This window comes from Actinoplanes sp. L3-i22, assembly GCF_019704555.1.
Classification (GTDB): Bacteria; Actinomycetota; Actinomycetes; order Mycobacteriales; family Micromonosporaceae; genus Actinoplanes.
Map to the genome: position 1 here is coordinate 3,394,186 of NZ_AP024745.1, position 17,427 is coordinate 3,411,612.

Genomic DNA, 17,427 nt, shown 5'->3' on the forward strand with positions numbered 1-17,427 from the left:
AAGCTGTGAACCGGATGAACGACGAGACCGCCCTCCTGCCGACCGTCTCGGGGCCCGGCGTCGACCCGATCGAGCCGGACGACCCGGACCACGACGGCCTGGCCCGGGAGCTCGCCGCGGTCGCGCCCAAGAAGTGGTGGAACAAGGGCACGATCGGGCTGGGCGTGGCCGTACTGCTGATGGGTGGCTTCCTCGGCGGGATCTACTCGCAGAAGCAGTGGGGGACCACCACGACCGCCGCCACCGGCTTCGGCGGCGGCACCCGCGGCACCGGCGGCGGCTTCCCGAGCGGCCTGAGCGCCAGCGGCTTCCCGGGCGGCGGCAACTTCGGCGGCGGCCAGGGAACCGGGACGGGGACCGGGACCGGTACGGGCACCGGCACCGGCACCGGCACCGGGACGACCGCCGCGGCGGCCGACACCACGGGCACGGTCAAGCTGATCAGCGGCACCACGATCTACGTGCAGACCACGGACGGCACGGTGGTGACGGTCAACACCGACGGCAAGACCTCGGTGGCGACCGCCAAGAAGGGCAAGCTGACCGACGTCAAGGCCGGCGACGCGATCACGGTCAAGGGCGCGACCGGCACGGACGGTGCCGTTACCGCCACTTCGGTCACTTCTCAGGCCAAGTGACGAAATACGCATTGATGAGGGCGGTCGTCGCTCCCTAGGCTGGGCCCAGCTCAGAACCTAGGGGGTGGCGCTTGTCGCGCGACTCGCCGACACTGCACGGCCGGGCGTCGTTGCTCGCGGAGATCGACGCGCGCCTCACCATGGGTGGCGGGCTGTCCCTCTACGGGCCGCCCGGCATCGGCAAGACCGTCCTGCTCGATGCCGTCGCCGACCAGGCCGCGGCCCGCGGCGAGCTGATCCTCCGGTTGCGGCCCGCCCGGGGCGAAAGAACTTTGGCGTACGCGGGGATGGCCGACCTCGTCCGGCAGATCCCCCCGGAGGCGGTCGCCGCCCTGGCACCCGCCGCCCGCAACGCGCTCGCCGCGCTGCGCCAGGGCCGGCCGCCCCGCACCGGCGTGCCCGCCCTGGCCCGGCGCCTGCTGCTGCCCGCCCTGCTCGCGCACTGCGCCCGCAGCACCGGGGTGCTGCTGGTCCTCGACGACGCGCAGTGGCTCGACCCGGAGTCGGCCGCGCTGATCGCGTTCGCGATGCGCCGCCGCCCCGGCGCCCGGATCCGGGCCGTCGCCGCCGAGCGCCGCCCCGACCTCACCGGCCACCGCCGCGCCGCCCGGCTCGTCCCGGCCCCGGTCACCGAGATCGCCGTGCCGCCGCTCGCGCCGGACGACCTCTCCGCCATGCTCGAGGCCCGCGGGCTGCCCTGCCGGACCGCCAGCCGGCTGCACCGGGCCAGCGCCGGCAACCCGTTCCTGGCCCTCGCCCTGGGCAGCACCGGCGCCGACGGCCCGGCCTGGCGCCCGGCGCCGCTGCCCGAGGCCGCCCGCGACCTCGCCCGGGACCTGCTCGGCCCGCTCTCCGCCGAGGTCCACGCGACGCTGCTGGTGGCCGCGCTGGCCACCGACCCGACGGTCACCCTGCTGCGCCGGGCCGGCCGGGACGACGCCGACCGGGAACTGCGCCTGGCCGCCGCGGCGGGCGTGGTCGACGTGTCCGGGGAGGCGATCCATTTCACGCCGCCGCTGGTCGCGCAGGTGCTCGTCGAGGAGACCGGCGCCGGCGAGCGCGCCGGGACGCACGCCGCCCTGGCCGCGGCGGCGCTCGACCCGCTGGAGGCGCTGCGGCACCGGGCCCTGCGCAGCGCCCGCCCGGACGCCGCGGTCGCCCGCCGCCTGGCCGCCGCGGCCGGCCAGTGCGCCGCGCGGGGCGCCGACCGGACCGCCGCCGAGTTCTACCTGCTCGCCGCCGACCGGTCGCCGCACCAGCTGGCCACCGTCCGGCTCGACTGGCTGGTCGCGGCCGCCCGCAACGCGCTCACCGGCGGCGCCCCGGCGCTGGCCGGCCGCGCCGCCGAGGCCGTGATCGCCGCCGACGCGCCCGCCGGGCACCGGGTCCGCGCCCGCGTCGTCCTGATCGACCTGGCCGGTCAGGCGCTCGGCGAGATGGGCGAGATGTTCGCCGCCGCCCTCGCCGAGGCCGGCGACGACCCCGCGCTGCTCGCCCCGGTCCGCCTGCGACTCACCTGGCAGGCCATGATCACCGGCGAGCCGGACCGGGCCGCCTTCGAGGCCCGGAGCACCGCCGAGATCGCCCGCCGGGCCGGCGACGCGACCAGCGAGGCGATGGCGCTGAGCAGCCTGGCCCAGATCCAGCGGATGCGCGGCGAGCCGGCCTGGCACGACTCGCTCGCCCGTGCGCTGGCCCTGCCGGCCTCCCCGGCCCCGGACTGGCTGCACTACGGCCCGCACTACATGGCCGCCCGTTTCGCCCTGATCGACGACCGCCTCGACGAGGCGCGCGCCGAACTCCTCCGGCTGCTCGCGGTCGCCGAACACGACCGGATCGGCGAGGCCCGCGTCGAGGTGCTCCGCAGCCTCTCCGAGGTGGCGACGCGGGCCGGCCGCTGCCGGGAGGCGCTGCGGTACGCCCATCGCGCCGTCCAGGCCGCCCAGGAGGCCGGTCTGAGCCCGGGCCCGACCTGGTACACCGCCGCCGTCGCGGAACTGGCCGGCGGCAGTCTGGCGTCGGCCGCCGGGTTCGCGCGGCGCGGCATCCGGGCGTCCGAGCAGGAGGGCGACAACCTCTACCTGCGGCGCAACCTGCACGCGCTGGGCCAGGCCGGCCTGCGCTCCGGCGACACCCGGGCCGGCGTGGCGGCGCTGCGCCGGCTGCGCGACCTGGAGGCCGAGGCCGGCAACTCGGACCCGATGATCGTCCGCTGGCACGCCGACCTGGCCACCGGGCTGGCCGCCCTCGGCGAGCACGTGGAGGCGGCGGAGACGCTGGCCCACGCCCGCAAGGCCGCCGAGCAGCTGGGCAGCAGCCCGGCGCTGGCCGGCTACCTGGACCGGGCGACCGCGATCGTCCAGTCGGAGAGCGGCCAGTCGGACTCCGCGGTCGAGCTGTCGACGTCGGCCGCGCACCTGTTCGAGCAGCTGCGGCAGCCGGTCGAGCAGGGCCACGCGCTCCTGGTCGCCGGCGGGGCGGAACGCCGCCGGCGCCGGTACGCGGCCGCCCGGCTGCTGATCGGCGCCGCGCTGGCGATCTTCATGTCGGCGGACGCCCGCCCGTGGGCGGAGGAGACCGAGCGTGCCCTGGCCCGCACCGAGGGCAGCCTGGCCCCGGAACAGGGCCTGACCTCGACCGAGCTGCGGATCGCCGCGATGGTGCGGGACGGCGCCAGCAACCGCGAGATCGCCACCCGGTTGTACCTGAGCGTCAAGACCGTCGAGGCGACCCTGACCCGCGTCTACCGCAAGCTGGGGGTCCGCTCCCGCACCCAGCTGTCCTCCCGCCTCCAGGCCATCGACGGCGGCCCCTTCCCCGAACCCACCTCCCCCGCCTGACCCCGCCCGCCTGACATGGCCCGCCTGGCAGCGCCCGCTTTGTCCTGTCCGCGCCCCGCCTGATCCTGTCCGCGCGCCCGCCTGGTCCTGTCCGCGCGGCCGTTTGATCCCGCCCGCGCGGGCCGCACGAACTCGGCCGTGCGCGCTGCGTCGACCGCCGCGCCACCGCCACCGACCATGCCCGCCGCGAGCCCGACCCCACTCGCCGGGAGCACGCCTGACCGCAGCCGGCATCACCTCCTGTCCATCGTCGCCTTCGCTGAAGCAGTGGCCGCGCCGTCCATTGTGGCGAAAACCAGAGAGCCTCGCGGACGGGCTGTGGATAACTCGGCACTGTGGAAAACCGGCGCCCGGTGTCTGAGATCACGACACTCCGCTGACCAGGAAGTTGACGACAGAGAGTGAGCTGGGTTACCGCTATACGGTGGTGGCGGTCACTTTCATCTTCCAGGTTTTACCTGGTCGATTTGGGGATGAAGCCTAGGCGCGGCACTGTTGTACCCGGAAGCGACGAGGCTTTCTCCGTCACTATCCGTCAAGGAGTGCCTGATGCCGTTCATCCGTGAAATCCGTACGTCGATCTCGAACCGTCTCGCCGAGCGCCGCGCCCACCGTCAGCTGTCGGCCGAGCTCGCCACCTTCCGCACCGCCGCCGAGCGGACCGAACTGGACCTCGTCCTGGGCCGGCACACCGCCGAGGAGACCCGCGAGATCGAGGCCATCCTGAACCGCCAGGACGCCGAGCGCCGCTACCACTCCACCGTCCAGTCGGGCGTCGGCCAGCACTGACGATTTAATCCGCGGACCAGCCCCGCCGAGCAGTCAGACGGCCGAGCAGTCAGTGCCGCGTTTTGAGCGCCGGCGAGCCAGGAACGTCCAGGTTCGAGCGGCGGCCGCCGCTCGAACGACCCGGGCCGTGATCGTCACCCCGCGAGGTGGGCGAGCGCACTCGGGCCGTGGTCGCCGCCCGGCGAGGTGGGCGTGCTCACCCGGGTCGTGATCGCCGCCTCGCGTGGCGGGCGTGCTCACCCGGGCTGTGATCGTCACCCCGCGAGGTGGGCGCGTTCCCGCCACGGTCCCCGTCGCGGGGTTTGGCAGTAACCGTGCCCAGCCACGGACGTCGCCCCGGAGGGCTTCGCGTCATGGACGCGCCAGCGGCCAGCGAAGCCCGCAGGGGTCCCGGCGGGAGCGACGGTCTGTACCCCGGCGGACGCACGACATGAAGTTCTTGAAGTTGGTCTTTCCGAAGGCAGCGGCGCCGCTGCCGGAGCACCACACTGGACCCCGGGTCGGCCCTACGACCCGGCGGGTGACCGCGGCTGGTCCGGACCGTCCCCGGACCGCGCGCGGGTGGACCCGCAACCGCCCCCGGCGCACGTCGCGCCGGGGGCGGTTCCATGTCGGGGGTCACTCGTGGGGCTGGTGCTCCGGGTGGGCGCGGAGGCTGCCGGCGTGCGCCTTCTGCGACGGATCGCGACCGGATTTGATCAGGCTGGCGACCGTCGTGACGACGAGGATGCCGATGATCACCCCGAGGGAGACCGGCGTGCTGACCTCGGGCACCGCGTCGCTCAGCGACTTGTGCGCCCAGTGCAGGATCAGCTTCACGCCGATGAAGGCGAGGATCACCGAGAGCCCGGTCGACAGGTAGACCAGCCGGTCCAGCAGGCCCTTGACCAGGAAGAACAGGGCGCGGAGGCCGAGCAGCGCGAACGCGTTCGCGACGAAGACGATGTAGGCCTCCTCGGTCACGCCGAAGACCGCGGGGATCGAGTCGAGCGCGAAGAGGATGTCGGTGCTGCCGATCGCGAGCAGGACCAGGAACAGCGGGGTGACCATCCGCTTCCCGTCGACCCGGGTGATCATCTTGCCGTCGACGTAGTCCTCGGTCACCGGGAGCAGCCGGCGACCGGCTTTGACCAGTGCGTTGTCCTCGATGCTGGGGTCCTCGTCGCGGTGCCGGAACAACTGCACCGCGGTGTAGATCAGGATCAGCCCGAAGATCAGGAACATGAACGAGAACATGTTCAGCAGCGTCGCCCCGAGCGCGATGAAGACGACGCGCAGCACCAGGGCGATGATGATCCCGAAGGTGAGCGCTTCCTGCTGGTAGCGCTCGGGCACGGCGAACGTGCTCATGATGATCACGAAAACGAAGAGATTGTCGACCGACAGGCTCTTCTCGACGATGTAACCGGCGAAATATTCGGTGCCGTAACCCCAACCGGCGACGCTCGCGAAGACGACGCCGAAGGCGATAGCGACGGCGATGTAGAAGATCGACCAACCCGCGGCTTCGCGGAATCCGACGACGTGCGGACGCAACACCCCCAAGGTCAAATCGAGGGCGAGCAGGGCGACGATGACACCTATCGTCAGGGTCCAGCCGAGCGCGGTGACCTCAAGCATGCTCAAAGGATCCCCAAAGTTCCTGCAAAGAACGCCCTGAATTCCCTGGAAGAACCCTGTGCGCCGAGAGTTTCCGCAGGTCTGCAGGACCCCCAGCCCGGTTGCGGCGGCAGATCCGGCGCCGGCTCCGCTCGCTTTTCCTTCGGTACGGAGCAATCGCGCCGAGTGAATATGGGGGAGAGCGTCTCGCCGAGCCGGTCCGGCGCTTCGCGCCGAGTGCGTCGCCCCGCGCGCCGCGGAACAAGGAGCGCGAGCGCGGAAACGTTGCGCGAGCCCGGAAACGTTGCGCGAGCCCGGAAACGTTGCGCGAGCCCGGAAACGTCGCGGAAGCGTCTCGCGACCGCGGAAACAAAAGGAGCGCGCCGGGCCAGGGGAGAGAGGTCGGCCCGGCGCGCCCGGTCAGGAACGGCTGCTCAGACCGTCACGAACGACCGCTTGGCGAGCCCCATCCAGAACCCGTCGATCGGCTGCTCCGGCGCCTTGTCCGGGCTCTCGGAGGCGCCGAGCGTCAGGAACATCGGCGCGAAGTGCTCGATGGTCGGGTGCGCGTACGGCATCCCGGGCGCGACGGCGCGGAAGTCCGCCAGCTCGTCGACCGCGCCGCGGGCCAGGGCCTCGGCGGCCCACGAGTCGAACTCGCGCGACCAGCCGGGCGCCGCCGCGTTCGGGCTCCAGTCGCGCAGGAACGGCAGGCCGTGCGTGGTGAAGCCGGAGCCGACGATCAGCACGCCCTCGTCACGCAGCGGCGCGAGCCGGGCGCCGAGCTCCAGGAGCCGGTCGGGTTCGAGGGTCGGCAGCGACATCTGCAGGACCGGAATGTCCGCTTCCGGATACATAACGGTGAGCGGGACGTACGCACCGTGATCAAGACCACGATTCGTCCGGGCAACTGTTTCGCCGTCCGGCATCAGCGCGGCCACCTGATCGGCCAGAACCGGGGCACCCGGGGCACGGTATTGCACCTCGTAGTAACGCTGGGCGAACCCTCCGAAGTCATACACAAGCGGGACGGTCTCGGTCGCACCGAGCATCAACGGGGCCGACTCCCAGTGCGCCGAGGCCATCAGGATGGCCTTCGGGCGGGGCAGGGTGGCGGCCAGGTCACGCAGCTGCGCGACCCAGGTGGGGTCATCCACCAGGGGCGGCGCGCCGTGGCTCAGGAACAGGGTGGGCATCCGCACGGTGACCTCCGTTGAAACTTCAACTAACTGACCACCACCGTACGCGGAAATGATTGATCCTTCAACTATCCTCACGGAAACTTACTGAGCGTAGTAATTGATCTTGATTTGTGACGCTCAGCCACGTTGATCGACTTGTGTGACGCCATCGATCAACGTTTCCGAATCGTTAAGTCCCGGGTGATATCCCAGCTCTCACAGGGTTATTGATCGACGCTCGAAATAGCTGGCAGGCGTTGTGATCAACTTGTCCCACTGTGGATTCGACATTTGTCGCATCTGGACGTTGCGAGAAACGATCCGGTTTGGCAGGCTACACGCGGTCGCGCTACGGGGAGCGCAACGTTATTGCTTCGTGGTACGTCACCTTGACTACGTTCGGTGAACTGCGCGGGCATTCCCAAGGCGACGAGAGGAGAACGACTGTGGCGTCACCGCCGCAGCTACCGCCCGCGGATGATCTCTACCTGACCGCGCACGACACGATCCGCGGCAAATCGCTGCTGTCCCCGGCCACCCTGGGGTTGGGTCTGGGTGCCGCGCTTCTGGGTGAGTTGATGCTGTGGCGGCGCATCGATCTCGTCGAGACCGAGTTGATCGTCATCGACGAACGCCCGACCGGCGACGCGGCCACCACCGCGCTGCTGGAGCAGATCCGGCGCGAGGCGGGACAGCACGGAGTGCGCAACTGGATCTCCTACCTGTCCACCGGCATCGGCACCGACCTGGTCGAGCGCCGTCTCGCGCGGGGCGGTCTGATCAAACGGGTGGAGAAGCGCGGGCTGCTCGGGACCAAGACGTCGTTCGTGCCGGCCGACTCGATGACCGCCGGCTGGCCGGCCACCCGGATCCGCACCAAGGTCTCCCGCGACGAGCAACTCGACGTCGCCGACCTGCTGCTCGCCGGCCTGATCCTGGCCACCGGCCTGGACCAGACCGTGCTGGCCACCCTCAACGCCCGTGACCGGACCCGGCTGTTCGATCAGTTCCGCCGACTGTTCCCGGCGATGCTGCAACAACTCGTCGCGCACGCGGAGGCCGCCGTCGGCGACGCCGTGATGGCGCGCCGCGCCTGACTTTTCGCCCCCTCACCCCTCAGATAAAAAACTGGAGATTCGCGTGTCTTCGACCGCAACTCAACCCTCGGAGAGTCAGCTCTCCAACGCACTGGCCCGGGACCGGCTCGGCGTCGCCTCGGTCGTCTTCTTCGTCATGTCGGCGGCGGCCCCGCTGACCGTGGTCGCCGGCGTCGTGCCGACCGGCCTCGCGGTGACCGGCCTGACCGGCATCTCGATCGCGTTCCTCGCGGTCGCCCTGGTCCTGGCGATCTTCTCGGTCGGCTACGTCGCGATGGCGCGGCACATCTCCAACGCGGGCGCCTTCTACGCGTACGTGTCCCGGGGCCTCGGCCGTCCGGTCGGCGTCGGCGCCTCGTGGGTGGCGCTGCTCGCGTACAACATGTTCCAGGTCGCCTCGTACGGCGGCTTCGGCGCGATCGCCCAGCCGCTGTTCCAGGACTGGTTCGGCGTGGACATCCCGTGGTGGGGCCTGGCCCTGGTGGCCTGGCTCATGGTCGCGGTCCTGGGGGTCCGGGACGTCGCCGTCAACGGCAAGGTGCTCGCCACCCTGCTGGTCGCCGAGATCGCGCTGACCGTCGTGTTCAGCGTCGCCGAGATCCTCTCCAACGGCTTCCACGCCTCGTCCGCCCCGGTCGACGCGTCCCAGCTGACCGGCGCCGGCGCCGGCGCGCTGCTGGTCATGGCGATCACCGGCTTCGTCGGGTTCGAGCAGTCGGTGGTGTTCTCCGAGGAGTCGCGCGACCCGAAGCGCACCGTGCCGCGCGCCACGTACATCGCGATCGCCCTGATCGCCGTGCTCTACGCGTTCGCGTCCTGGGCGATGATCTCCGCGGCCGGTTCCGACCAGGTCGTCGCGCGCGCCGGTGCGGAGGGCCCCGAGCTCTTCTTCAACCTGGCCGCCGGCCCGCTCGGCAGCATCGCGCTGCACCTGGGCCACATCCTGTTCCTGACCTCGCTGATCGCCGCGATGATCTCGTTCCACAACATCATCTCGCGGTACATGTTCTCGCTGGGCCGGGAGGGCGTGCTGCCCCGCCTGTTCGGCAAGACCGTGCCGGGCACCGGCGCCCCGAAGAACGGCTCGCTCGCCCAGTCCGTGGTCGGCCTGGTCGTCATCGTGGCCTACGCGGTCGCCGGCTGGGACCCGCTGGTCCAGCTCTTCTTCTGGGGCGGCACCGGTGGTGGCCTCGGCGTCCTGCTGCTGATCACGCTCACCGCGTTCGCGGTCATCGGCTACTTCGCCCGCAACCCCGAGGGTGAGGACGTGCTGCACCGCATCGTCGCCCCGGTGATCGGCGCGGTCCTGCTGGTCGTCGTCTCCTACCTGGCGCTGGACAACATCGCCACGCTGCTGGGCGTCGAGCCGGGCAGCAACACGGCGATCATCGTGCCGTCGTCGTTCGGCGTGGTCCTGGCCCTCGGCATCATCTGGGGCCTGTACCTGCGCTCCGGCCGCCCGCAGGTCTACGCCGGCATCGGCCTCGGCGCCAGCAGCGCGACCACCGGCAGCGGCGGTTTCGCCGCGGCGCTCAACGAGAACAACGACCCGGCCACCGGGGGCTACCACGACGGGGGCCACCACCGATGACCGAGTTCACCATCCGGCCGGCCCGGGCGGACGAGCTCACCGCGATCGGCGCGCTGATCTCGCGCTCGTTCGACGAGCTGGACGCCGACTCGTACCTGGTCCCGGTCCCCGAGGACCGGGAGCGGGTGATGGCCGACTTCTTCACGCTGGAGACCGAGTACGCCTTCAGCCACGGCAAGGTCGAGGTCATCGACCACGAGGACGGCGGCTACGCGGCCGCCGCCGTGTGGTACGACCGGGTCCGTCCGCTGCCGGAGTTCCCGAACTACATGGAGCGGCTGACCGAGCTCGCCGGTGACCACCTGGACCGCTTCGGCGCCCTGGGGGAGCTGTTCGAGAAGAACCACCCCACCGATCAGCACTGGCACCTGCAGTTCCTCGCCGTCCGGCCGGAGATGCAGGGCCACGGGCTGGGCGGCGTGCTGATGAAGAACGTGCACGACATCCTGGACGCGGCGGGTCTCCCGGCGTACCTGGAGGCCACGAACGAGAACAACGTGCGGCTGTACCGGCGTTACGGCTACACCGACATGGACCCGTTCGCGATCCTGCTCCCGGACGGCACCCCGTTCTTCCGGATGTGGCGTCCCGCCGCCTAGGTTCCACCACACAAGGTCAAAATCAAGATCCGGGAGGGGTACGGCGTGAAGCCGTGCCCCTCCCGTCGTTTCCCTCCGGCTATTGACGTGGACGCACTCCCGTAATTGCATGTAAACAGGTCCACTCAGCGTCGCCGAAGGATCACCCAGCGCTGGCGGGCCTGGTTCATCGCGTCCGTGACCTTGGTGGCCGGAGGGACGAACATGCTTGTCCATGAAGTCCTGACGATGGGGCGCATCGGGGTCGACCTCTATCCCGAGCAGGCCGGGGTGCCGCTCGGCGAGGTGCGCACGTTCGCGAAGTCCCTCGGCGGCAGTCCGTCCAACGTGGCGGTGGCCGCGGCCCGGTACGGCCGGCGAGCCGCGGTGATCACCCGGGTCGGAGCCGACCCGTTCGGGGAGTATCTGCGCTCGGCACTGCGGGACTTCGGGGTGGACGACCGGTTCGTCGGCGTCGTCCCGGGGCTGCCGACGCCGGTGACCTTCTGCGAGCTCTTTCCGCCTGATCATTTTCCGCTCTACTTCTACCGGTACCCCAAGGCCCCGGATCTGATGATCCACGAGTCCGAACTGGACCTGGACGCGATCCGCTCGGCGGCGATCTTCTGGGTCACCGGCACCGGCCTCAGCACCGACCCGTCCCGCTCGGCGACGCTGGCTGCCCTGTCCGCCCGCAGCCGGCCCGACGCCTCGTCGGCCGCGGCCGGATCGCTTCGGCGGGCGACCGTTTTCGACCTGGACTGGCGGCCGATGTTCTGGGACTCGGATCCGCGGCCCTGGTATGCCGAGGCGTTGCGGCACGCCACGGTCGCGGTCGGGAACCTCGACGAGGTCGAGATCGCGGTGGGCACCCGGGACCCCGCCGCGGCCGCCGCCGCGCTGCTGGCGCACGGTGTCGAGCTGGCTGTGATCAAACAGGGCCCGGCCGGGGTGGCCGCCTACCGCCGCGACGCGACGGCGTACGCGAAGCCCTGCGAGATCGAGGTCGTGAACGGCCTCGGCGCCGGTGACGCCTTCGGCGGCGCCCTGTGCCACGGCCTGCTCGCCGGCCTGGACCTCACCGAGACGATCCACTTCGCCAACGCCGCCGGCGCCCTGGTCGCCTCCCGGCTGGCCTGCGCCGACGCCATGCCCACCGAGCCGGAGGTCCGCGAGCTGCTCCGCGCCGGGGCAGGTCATGGCTGACGCCCGGGTCAACCCGGTGGTCCCGCGCGGCTCCACCGCCGCGCGCCCGTTCGACGTGAACGTCAACCCGGAGAACGCCGGCTGGGCCCATAGTGGACTGCGCGTCGTCCAGCTCCCGGTCGGCGGCCGGGTCAAGTTCGTCACCGCCGGCGACGAGATGCTTGTCCTGCCGCTCGCCGGCGGCTGCGACGTGGCCTGTGACGACGAGCGCCTCACGCTGACCGGGCGGCGCTCGGTCTTCTCCCGGGTGACCGATTTCGCCTACCTCCCGTGCGGCGCCGAGGTCACCCTGCGGGCGCCGAACGGCGGCCGGTTCGCGCTGCCGGCCGCGCGGGCCGGGCGCCGGCTGCCGTTCCGCTACGGCCCGGCCGAGGACGTCCCGGTCGAGCTGCGCGGCGCCGGCTCGGCGAGCCGGCAGGTCAACAACTTCTGCACGCCGGAGTCGTTCGAGGCGGACGCCCTGATCGCGGTCGAGGTGCTCACCCCGGGCGGGAACTGGTCGTCGTATCCACCACACAAGCACGACGAGCAGAGCGACGACGAGTCCCGCCTCGAGGAGATCTACTACTTCGAGGTGGCGCCGTCGCCGTCCGGCCGGCCGGGCTGCGGTTACCAGCGGGTCTACGGCCATCCGGACCGCCCGATCGACGTGTGCGCCGAGGTGCGCAGCGGGGACGTCGTGCTGATCCCCTACGGCTGGCACGGCCCGTCGATGGCGGCCCCCGGCTACGACCTCTACTACCTCAACGTGATGGCCGGCCCCGGCGAGCGGCGCTGGCTGATCCGCGACGACCCGGCTCATGACTGGGTCCGCGGGGCGTGGGCGGTCCAGCGGATCGACCCACGCCTGCCCCTCACCACGGCCCGGGAGCGGAGGCGCACGTGACGCACCGGCTCACCGTCGCACAGGCGGTAGTACGGTTCCTCGCCAATCAGTTCACCGAACGGGACGGGATCCGGCAGCGGGCGGTCGCCGGGTTCCTCGGCATCTTCGGGCACGGCAACGTGGCCGGGATCGGGCAGGCGCTGCTGCAGGCCCAGCGCACCGGGTCCCCGGACATGCCCTACCGGCTCGCCCGCAACGAGCAGGCCATGGTGCACACCGCGGTCGGCTACGCCCGGATGCGCAACCGGCTGTCCACGATGGCCTGCACCGCCTCGATCGGGCCCGGCTCGACCAACATGCTCACCGGCGCCGCGCTGGCCACCGTCAACCGGATCCCGGTGCTGCTGCTGCCCTCCGACGTCTTCGCCACCCGGGTCGCCACGCCGGTGCTGCAGGAGCTCGAGGACCCACGGTTCGGCGACATCTCGGTCAACGACGCGTTCCGTCCGCTGTCCCGGTTCTTCGACCGGGTCTGGCGACCCGAGCAGCTGCCCGCGGCGCTGCTCGGCGCGATGCGCGTGCTGACCGACCCGGCCGACACCGGCGCGGTCACCCTCTGCCTTCCCCAGGACGTCCAGGCCGAGGCGTACGAGTATCCGGACGAGCTGTTCGCCGAGCGGATCTGGCACGTGACCCGGCCGGCGCCCGACCCGCTCGCGGTGGAGCGGGCCGCGGCGGTGCTCCGGGGCGCCCGCCGCCCACTGATCGTCGCCGGCGGGGGAGTCCTCTACTCCGAGGCGTCCGCCCAGCTGGACCGCTTCGCGCGGGAGACCGGCATCCCGGTCGCCGACACCCAGGCCGGCAAGGGCGCGCTCAGCTGGGACCACCCGAACGCGGTCGGCGGGCTCGGCGCGACCGGCAGCCCGGTGGCGAACCGGCTCGCCGGGCACGCCGACGTGGTGCTGGGCGTCGGCACCCGGTACTCGGACTTCACCACGGCCTCGCGGACCGCGTTCCGCCACCCGCAGGTCCGCTTCGTCAACCTCAACGTGGCCGGCTTCGACGCCGGCAAGCTCGCCGCGCTGCCGCTGGTCGCGGACGCCCGGGCCGGGTTGCAGGTGCTGCTCCCGGCCCTGCACGGGCGGCGCTTCACCGGCGACTTCCACGACGACGTGGCGGCGTGGAACGCGACGGTCGACCGGGCGTACCGCAAGAAGGCCGGCGAGCTGCCCACCCAGACCGAGGTGATCGGCGTGGTGAACGACGCGTGCGGCGCCCGCGACGTGGTCGTGCAGGCGGCCGGCAGCATGCCCGGCGATCTGCAGCGCCTCTGGCGGGCCCGCGATCCGAAGCAGTACCACGTCGAGTACGGCTACTCCTGCATGGGCTTCGAGATCGCCGGCGCCCTCGGGATCAAGCTGGCCGACCCGTCCCGCGAGGTGTACGCGCTGGTCGGGGACGGCTCCTACCTGATGATGGCGCAGGAGATCGTCACCGCGATCGCGGAGGGCGTGAAGCTGATCGTGGTGCTCGTGCAGAACTTCGGGTTCGCGTCGATCGGCGCGCTCTCCGAGGACGTCGGCTCGCAGCGCTTCGGCACCAGTTACCGGTTCAAGAGCGCGCAGACCGGCGATTACGACGGCGCCCTGCTCCCGGTCGACCTGGCCGCGAACGCGGAGAGCCTGGGCGCGGCGGTGATCCGCTGCCGGACCGGGGCGGATCTCGCCGAGGGCCTGAAACGCGCCCGCGAGACGGACCGCCTGACCGTGGTGCACATCGAGACCGACCCGCTCGCCGGCGGCCTGTCGTCGGAGTCCTGGTGGGACGTCCCGGTGGCGGAGGTGGCGACCCTGCACAGCACCCGGAACGCCCGGGCCGGATACCTGGAGGGCAAGCGCGACCAGCGGCATCACCTGCGACCCGGAGGCCAATGAGACATGACCGGCACACGACGGCTTCGCCTGGGCAGCTGCCCGGACTCCTGGGGCGTCTGGTACGCCGACGACCCGCGGCAGACGCCCTGGTCGCGATTCCTCGACGAGCTGGTGACGGCCGGCTACCGCTGGCTGGAGCTCGGACCCTACGGATACCTCCCGACCGACCCCGGACGGCTGGCCGACGAGCTGGCGGCGCGCGGGCTGAGCTGCGCGGCGGGCACGGTCGGCGGGGTCGGCGGGCCGCACCGGAACTTCCCGGACGTGGTCGCGGAGACCCGTCGCGTCGCGGAGCTGACCCGGGCCGCCGGCGGGCGCAACGTGGTCTTCGTGCCGGTGCCGGGGTACCGCGACGACGCGACCGGCGGCTATCTCGAGGCCGCCGAGCTCGGGCCGGAACAGTGGCGGGCGCTGCTGGACAACACCGACACGCTGGGGCGGATCGTCGCCGAGGAGTACGGCCTGAGCCTGCGGTTCCACCCGCACGCCGACTACCAGGTGGAGAACCAGCGGCAGGTGGAGCGGTTCCTGGACGGGACCGACCCGCGGTTCGTGTCGTTGTGCCTGGACACCGGTCATCTCGCGTACCGCCGCGCCGACGTGCTGGAGCTGATCCGCGCGTACCCCGAGCGGGTCGGGTACGTCCACCTCAAGCAGATGGACCCGCACCTCGCCGCCCGCGCCGCCGCCGAGGATCTCGCCTTCGGCCAGGCCGTCGCGCTGGGCGTCAGCGTCGCCCCGCCGGCCGGGGCACCCGACGTGCCGGCCGTCCTCGCCGCGCTCGCCGCCCTCGGGACGGACCTGTTCGTCGTAGTGGAGCAGGACATGTACCCGGTGGAATTCGACGTTCCGCTGCCGATCGCCACCCGCACCCGCAGGTATCTCGAAGAGACGGGAGATTTTCGATGAGGCCCTTTCTCGTGAGGCCCTTTCTCGCCGCCGCGACGGTGGCGGTCCTCTCGCTCGCCGCGTGCAGCGGCGGCGGCCGGGACGCGTCCGACGCGGACAAGTCCGGTGGTGGTGGCAACGCGCCCGGCAGCTCCGGTTACACGATCGCCTTCGTCACCCACGAGACGCCCGGTGACACGTTCTGGGACAAGGTCCGGGCCGGGGCCGAGCAGGCCGCCAAGGACGAGGGCGTCACCCTGAAATACTCCAACGACCCGGACGCCGGCAAGCAGGCCGGGCTGATCCAGAGCGCGGTCGACGCCAAGGTCAACGGGATCGCGACCACCCTGGTCACCCCGGACGCCCTGGCCGGCTCGGTCAAGGCGGCGACCACCGCGGGCATCCCGGTGGTGGGTCTGAACGCCGGCATCGACCAGTACCAGAAGCTCGGCGCGCTGATGTACTTCGGCTCCGACGAGTCCCTGGCCGGCACCAGCCTCGGCAAGCGGATCGCCGGCGAGGGCGCCAAGCACCCGCTCTGCGTGATCCACCAGACCGGCTCGGTGTCCCTGGAAGCCCGCTGCGCGGGCGTCAGGAGCGCCGTTCCCGGTACGGAGAATCTGCAGGTCAACGGTGCCGATGACAGTGCCGTGACGACGACCCTGCAGGCCAAACTGGCGCAGGACAAGTCGATCGACTACGTGGTGACGCTGGGCGCGCCGATCGCCCTGGACGCGATCAACGCCAAGCAGCAGGCGTCGTCCGCCGCCAAGCTGGTCACCTTCGACCTGAACCAGGAGATGGCCAAGCGGATCAAGGACGGGCAGGTCGAGTTCGCCATCGACCAGCAGCCCTACGTGCAGGGGTACATGGCGGTCACGTCGCTCTACCTCTACCTCAAGAACGGCAACGACATCGGCGGCGGCCGGCCGGTGCTGACCGGACCGTCGTTCGTGGACCAGTCGAACATCGACAAGATCCTGCCGTTCACCGAGAAGAACACCCGGTGAGCACGTCCCCCGGCGCCACCGCTCCAGCCGCGGAGCCGGCCGCGGAACCGACCGCGGGGCCGGCCGTGGGGCGGTGGCTGCGGCCCGGGCTCCACCCGCGCGCTCTGCTGGCCCGGCCCGAGGTGGGCGCGCTGGCCGCCGCTGTGGTGATCTTCCTGTTCTTCCTGCTGGTGGCGCCGTCGTTCCGGTCGTTCGCATCGTTCTGCACCGTCCTCTATCAGTCGTCCACGATCGGGATCGTCGCGGTCGGGGTGGGCCTGCTGATGATCGGCGGCGAGTTCGACCTGTCCGCCGGCGTGATCACGACCAGCGCCGGCTTGGTCAACTCGATGTTCTGCTGGTACTTCGGGGTGAACCTCTGGGTGGGTGCGGTCCTCTCGCTGGGGTTCTGTCTGCTGGTCGGATTCCTCAACGGCTGGCTGGTGATGCGCACCGGCATCCCCAGCTTCCTGATCACGCTGGGCACGTTCTTCGTGCTGCAGGGCGCGAACCTCGGCGTGACGAAGCTGGTCACCGGCTCGGTGTCGAGCCGCGACATCAGTGCGATCGACGGCTTCGACTCGCTGCGGAAGGTCTTCGCCTCGAGCTTCACCGTGGGCCCGGCGACGGTCTGGATCACCGTGCTGTGGTGGGCGCTCTTCGTCGGCCTGGCCGCCTGGATCCTGCAACGGGCCCGGACCGGCAACTGGATCTACGCCGTCGGCGGCTCGGCCGACAGCGCCCGCGCCGTGGGCGTCCCGGTCGTCCGCACCAAGATCGGCCTGTTCATGGCCGTGTCATTCCTCGGCTGGTTCGTCGGCATGCACCTGCTCTACCGCTTCAACACGCTGCAGGCGGGCAACGGCGTCGGCAACGAATTCCTCTACATCATCGCCGCGGTGGTCGGCGGCACGCTGCTGACCGGCGGCTTCGGCAACGCGCTCGGCGTGGCGATCGGCGCCTTCATCTTCGGGATGACCAGCCTGGGCATCGTCTACGCCGGCTGGGATCCCAACTGGTTCAAGGCCTTCCTGGGGGTCATGCTCCTCCTCGCGGTCCTGGTCAACACCTACGTCAAACGCCTTGCCACCTCATCCACCCGCTTCACCCCACCCCCTCCCGAAGCACCCACCCGCAACCCGTCACCCGCCGGCCCACCGCCCGCCGAGCCGTCGCCCGCCGGCCCATCGCCTGCCGAGCCGTCGCCCGCCAACCCGCCGTCTCGTGAGCCGTCGTCTCGCGGGGCCACGGCGCGCGGGAAGGAGGACTGA

14 protein-coding genes are annotated in these 17,427 nt (G+C 71.5%); 12 read left to right on the forward strand and 2 right to left on the reverse strand.

Annotated features, from left to right (window positions below; genetic code table 11):
* Nucleotides 1-14: 14 nt before the first annotated feature.
* From L3i22_RS15005 to L3i22_RS15015, 3 genes are all read left to right on the forward strand, one after another.
* On the forward strand, nt 15-638 hold the full coding sequence (locus L3i22_RS15005) for a hypothetical protein (RefSeq protein WP_221327578.1): 624 nt from the start codon (nt 15-17) through the stop codon (nt 636-638).
* A 71-nt stretch (nt 639-709) separates the two neighbouring features.
* A complete protein-coding gene (locus L3i22_RS15010; RefSeq protein ID WP_221327579.1) occupies nt 710-3,478 on the forward strand; it encodes a LuxR family transcriptional regulator in 2,769 nt (922 codons plus the stop codon).
* Between the two features lie 549 nt (nt 3,479-4,027).
* The gene (locus L3i22_RS15015) at nt 4,028-4,267 is read left to right on the forward strand and encodes a hypothetical protein (RefSeq protein ID WP_221327580.1); all 240 of its coding nucleotides are present in this window, start codon (nt 4,028-4,030) and stop codon (nt 4,265-4,267) included.
* 618 nt (nt 4,268-4,885) lie between these two features.
* On the opposite strand, the gene L3i22_RS15020 is transcribed toward L3i22_RS15015, so the two are convergent.
* Together L3i22_RS15020 and L3i22_RS15025 are read right to left on the reverse strand one after the other, a co-directional pair.
* On the reverse strand, nt 4,886-5,887 hold the full coding sequence (locus tag L3i22_RS15020; protein ID WP_221327581.1) for a TerC family protein: 1,002 nt from the start codon (nt 5,885-5,887) through the stop codon (nt 4,886-4,888).
* Nucleotides 5,888-6,300: 413 nt separating this feature from the next.
* Complete coding sequence (locus tag L3i22_RS15025; RefSeq protein WP_221329968.1) at nt 6,301-7,062, reverse strand: dioxygenase; 762 nt, start codon at nt 7,060-7,062, stop codon at nt 6,301-6,303.
* A 431-nt stretch (nt 7,063-7,493) separates the two neighbouring features.
* Here L3i22_RS15025 and L3i22_RS15030 point away from each other — a divergent pair, with 431 nt between their 5' ends.
* From L3i22_RS15030 to L3i22_RS15070, 9 genes are all read left to right on the forward strand, one after another.
* Nucleotides 7,494-8,144, forward strand: coding sequence for a GPP34 family phosphoprotein (locus L3i22_RS15030; protein WP_221327582.1), 651 nt, complete (start codon nt 7,494-7,496; stop codon nt 8,142-8,144).
* Between the two features lie 43 nt (nt 8,145-8,187).
* Nucleotides 8,188-9,735: an APC family permease gene (locus L3i22_RS15035; RefSeq protein ID WP_221327583.1), complete on the forward strand. Its 1,548-nt coding sequence runs from the start codon at nt 8,188-8,190 to the stop codon at nt 9,733-9,735.
* A complete protein-coding gene (locus tag L3i22_RS15040; protein ID WP_221327584.1) occupies nt 9,732-10,334 on the forward strand; it encodes a GNAT family N-acetyltransferase in 603 nt (200 codons plus the stop codon). Before L3i22_RS15035 ends, L3i22_RS15040 begins: the two co-directional genes overlap by 4 nt.
* A gap of 204 nt (nt 10,335-10,538) precedes the next feature.
* A complete protein-coding gene (gene iolC, locus L3i22_RS15045) occupies nt 10,539-11,519 on the forward strand; it encodes a 5-dehydro-2-deoxygluconokinase (RefSeq protein WP_221327585.1) in 981 nt (326 codons plus the stop codon).
* Nucleotides 11,512-12,405 (forward strand): 5-deoxy-glucuronate isomerase, encoded by an 894-nt coding sequence (iolB, locus tag L3i22_RS15050; protein ID WP_221327586.1) that lies wholly within the window; start codon nt 11,512-11,514, stop codon nt 12,403-12,405. Before iolC ends, iolB begins: the two co-directional genes overlap by 8 nt.
* Complete coding sequence (gene iolD / locus L3i22_RS15055; RefSeq protein ID WP_221327587.1) at nt 12,402-14,279, forward strand: 3D-(3,5/4)-trihydroxycyclohexane-1,2-dione acylhydrolase (decyclizing); 1,878 nt, start codon at nt 12,402-12,404, stop codon at nt 14,277-14,279. Before iolB ends, iolD begins: the two co-directional genes overlap by 4 nt.
* A 3-nt stretch (nt 14,280-14,282) precedes the next feature.
* A complete protein-coding gene (locus L3i22_RS15060; protein WP_221327588.1) occupies nt 14,283-15,188 on the forward strand; it encodes a TIM barrel protein in 906 nt (301 codons plus the stop codon).
* 11 nt (nt 15,189-15,199) lie between these two features.
* Nucleotides 15,200-16,177, forward strand: a complete 978-nt coding sequence (locus tag L3i22_RS15065; RefSeq protein WP_255658245.1) for a substrate-binding domain-containing protein — start codon at nt 15,200-15,202, stop codon at nt 16,175-16,177.
* On the forward strand, nt 16,174-17,427 hold the full coding sequence (locus tag L3i22_RS15070) for an ABC transporter permease (protein WP_255658246.1): 1,254 nt from the start codon (nt 16,174-16,176) through the stop codon (nt 17,425-17,427). Before L3i22_RS15065 ends, L3i22_RS15070 begins: the two co-directional genes overlap by 4 nt.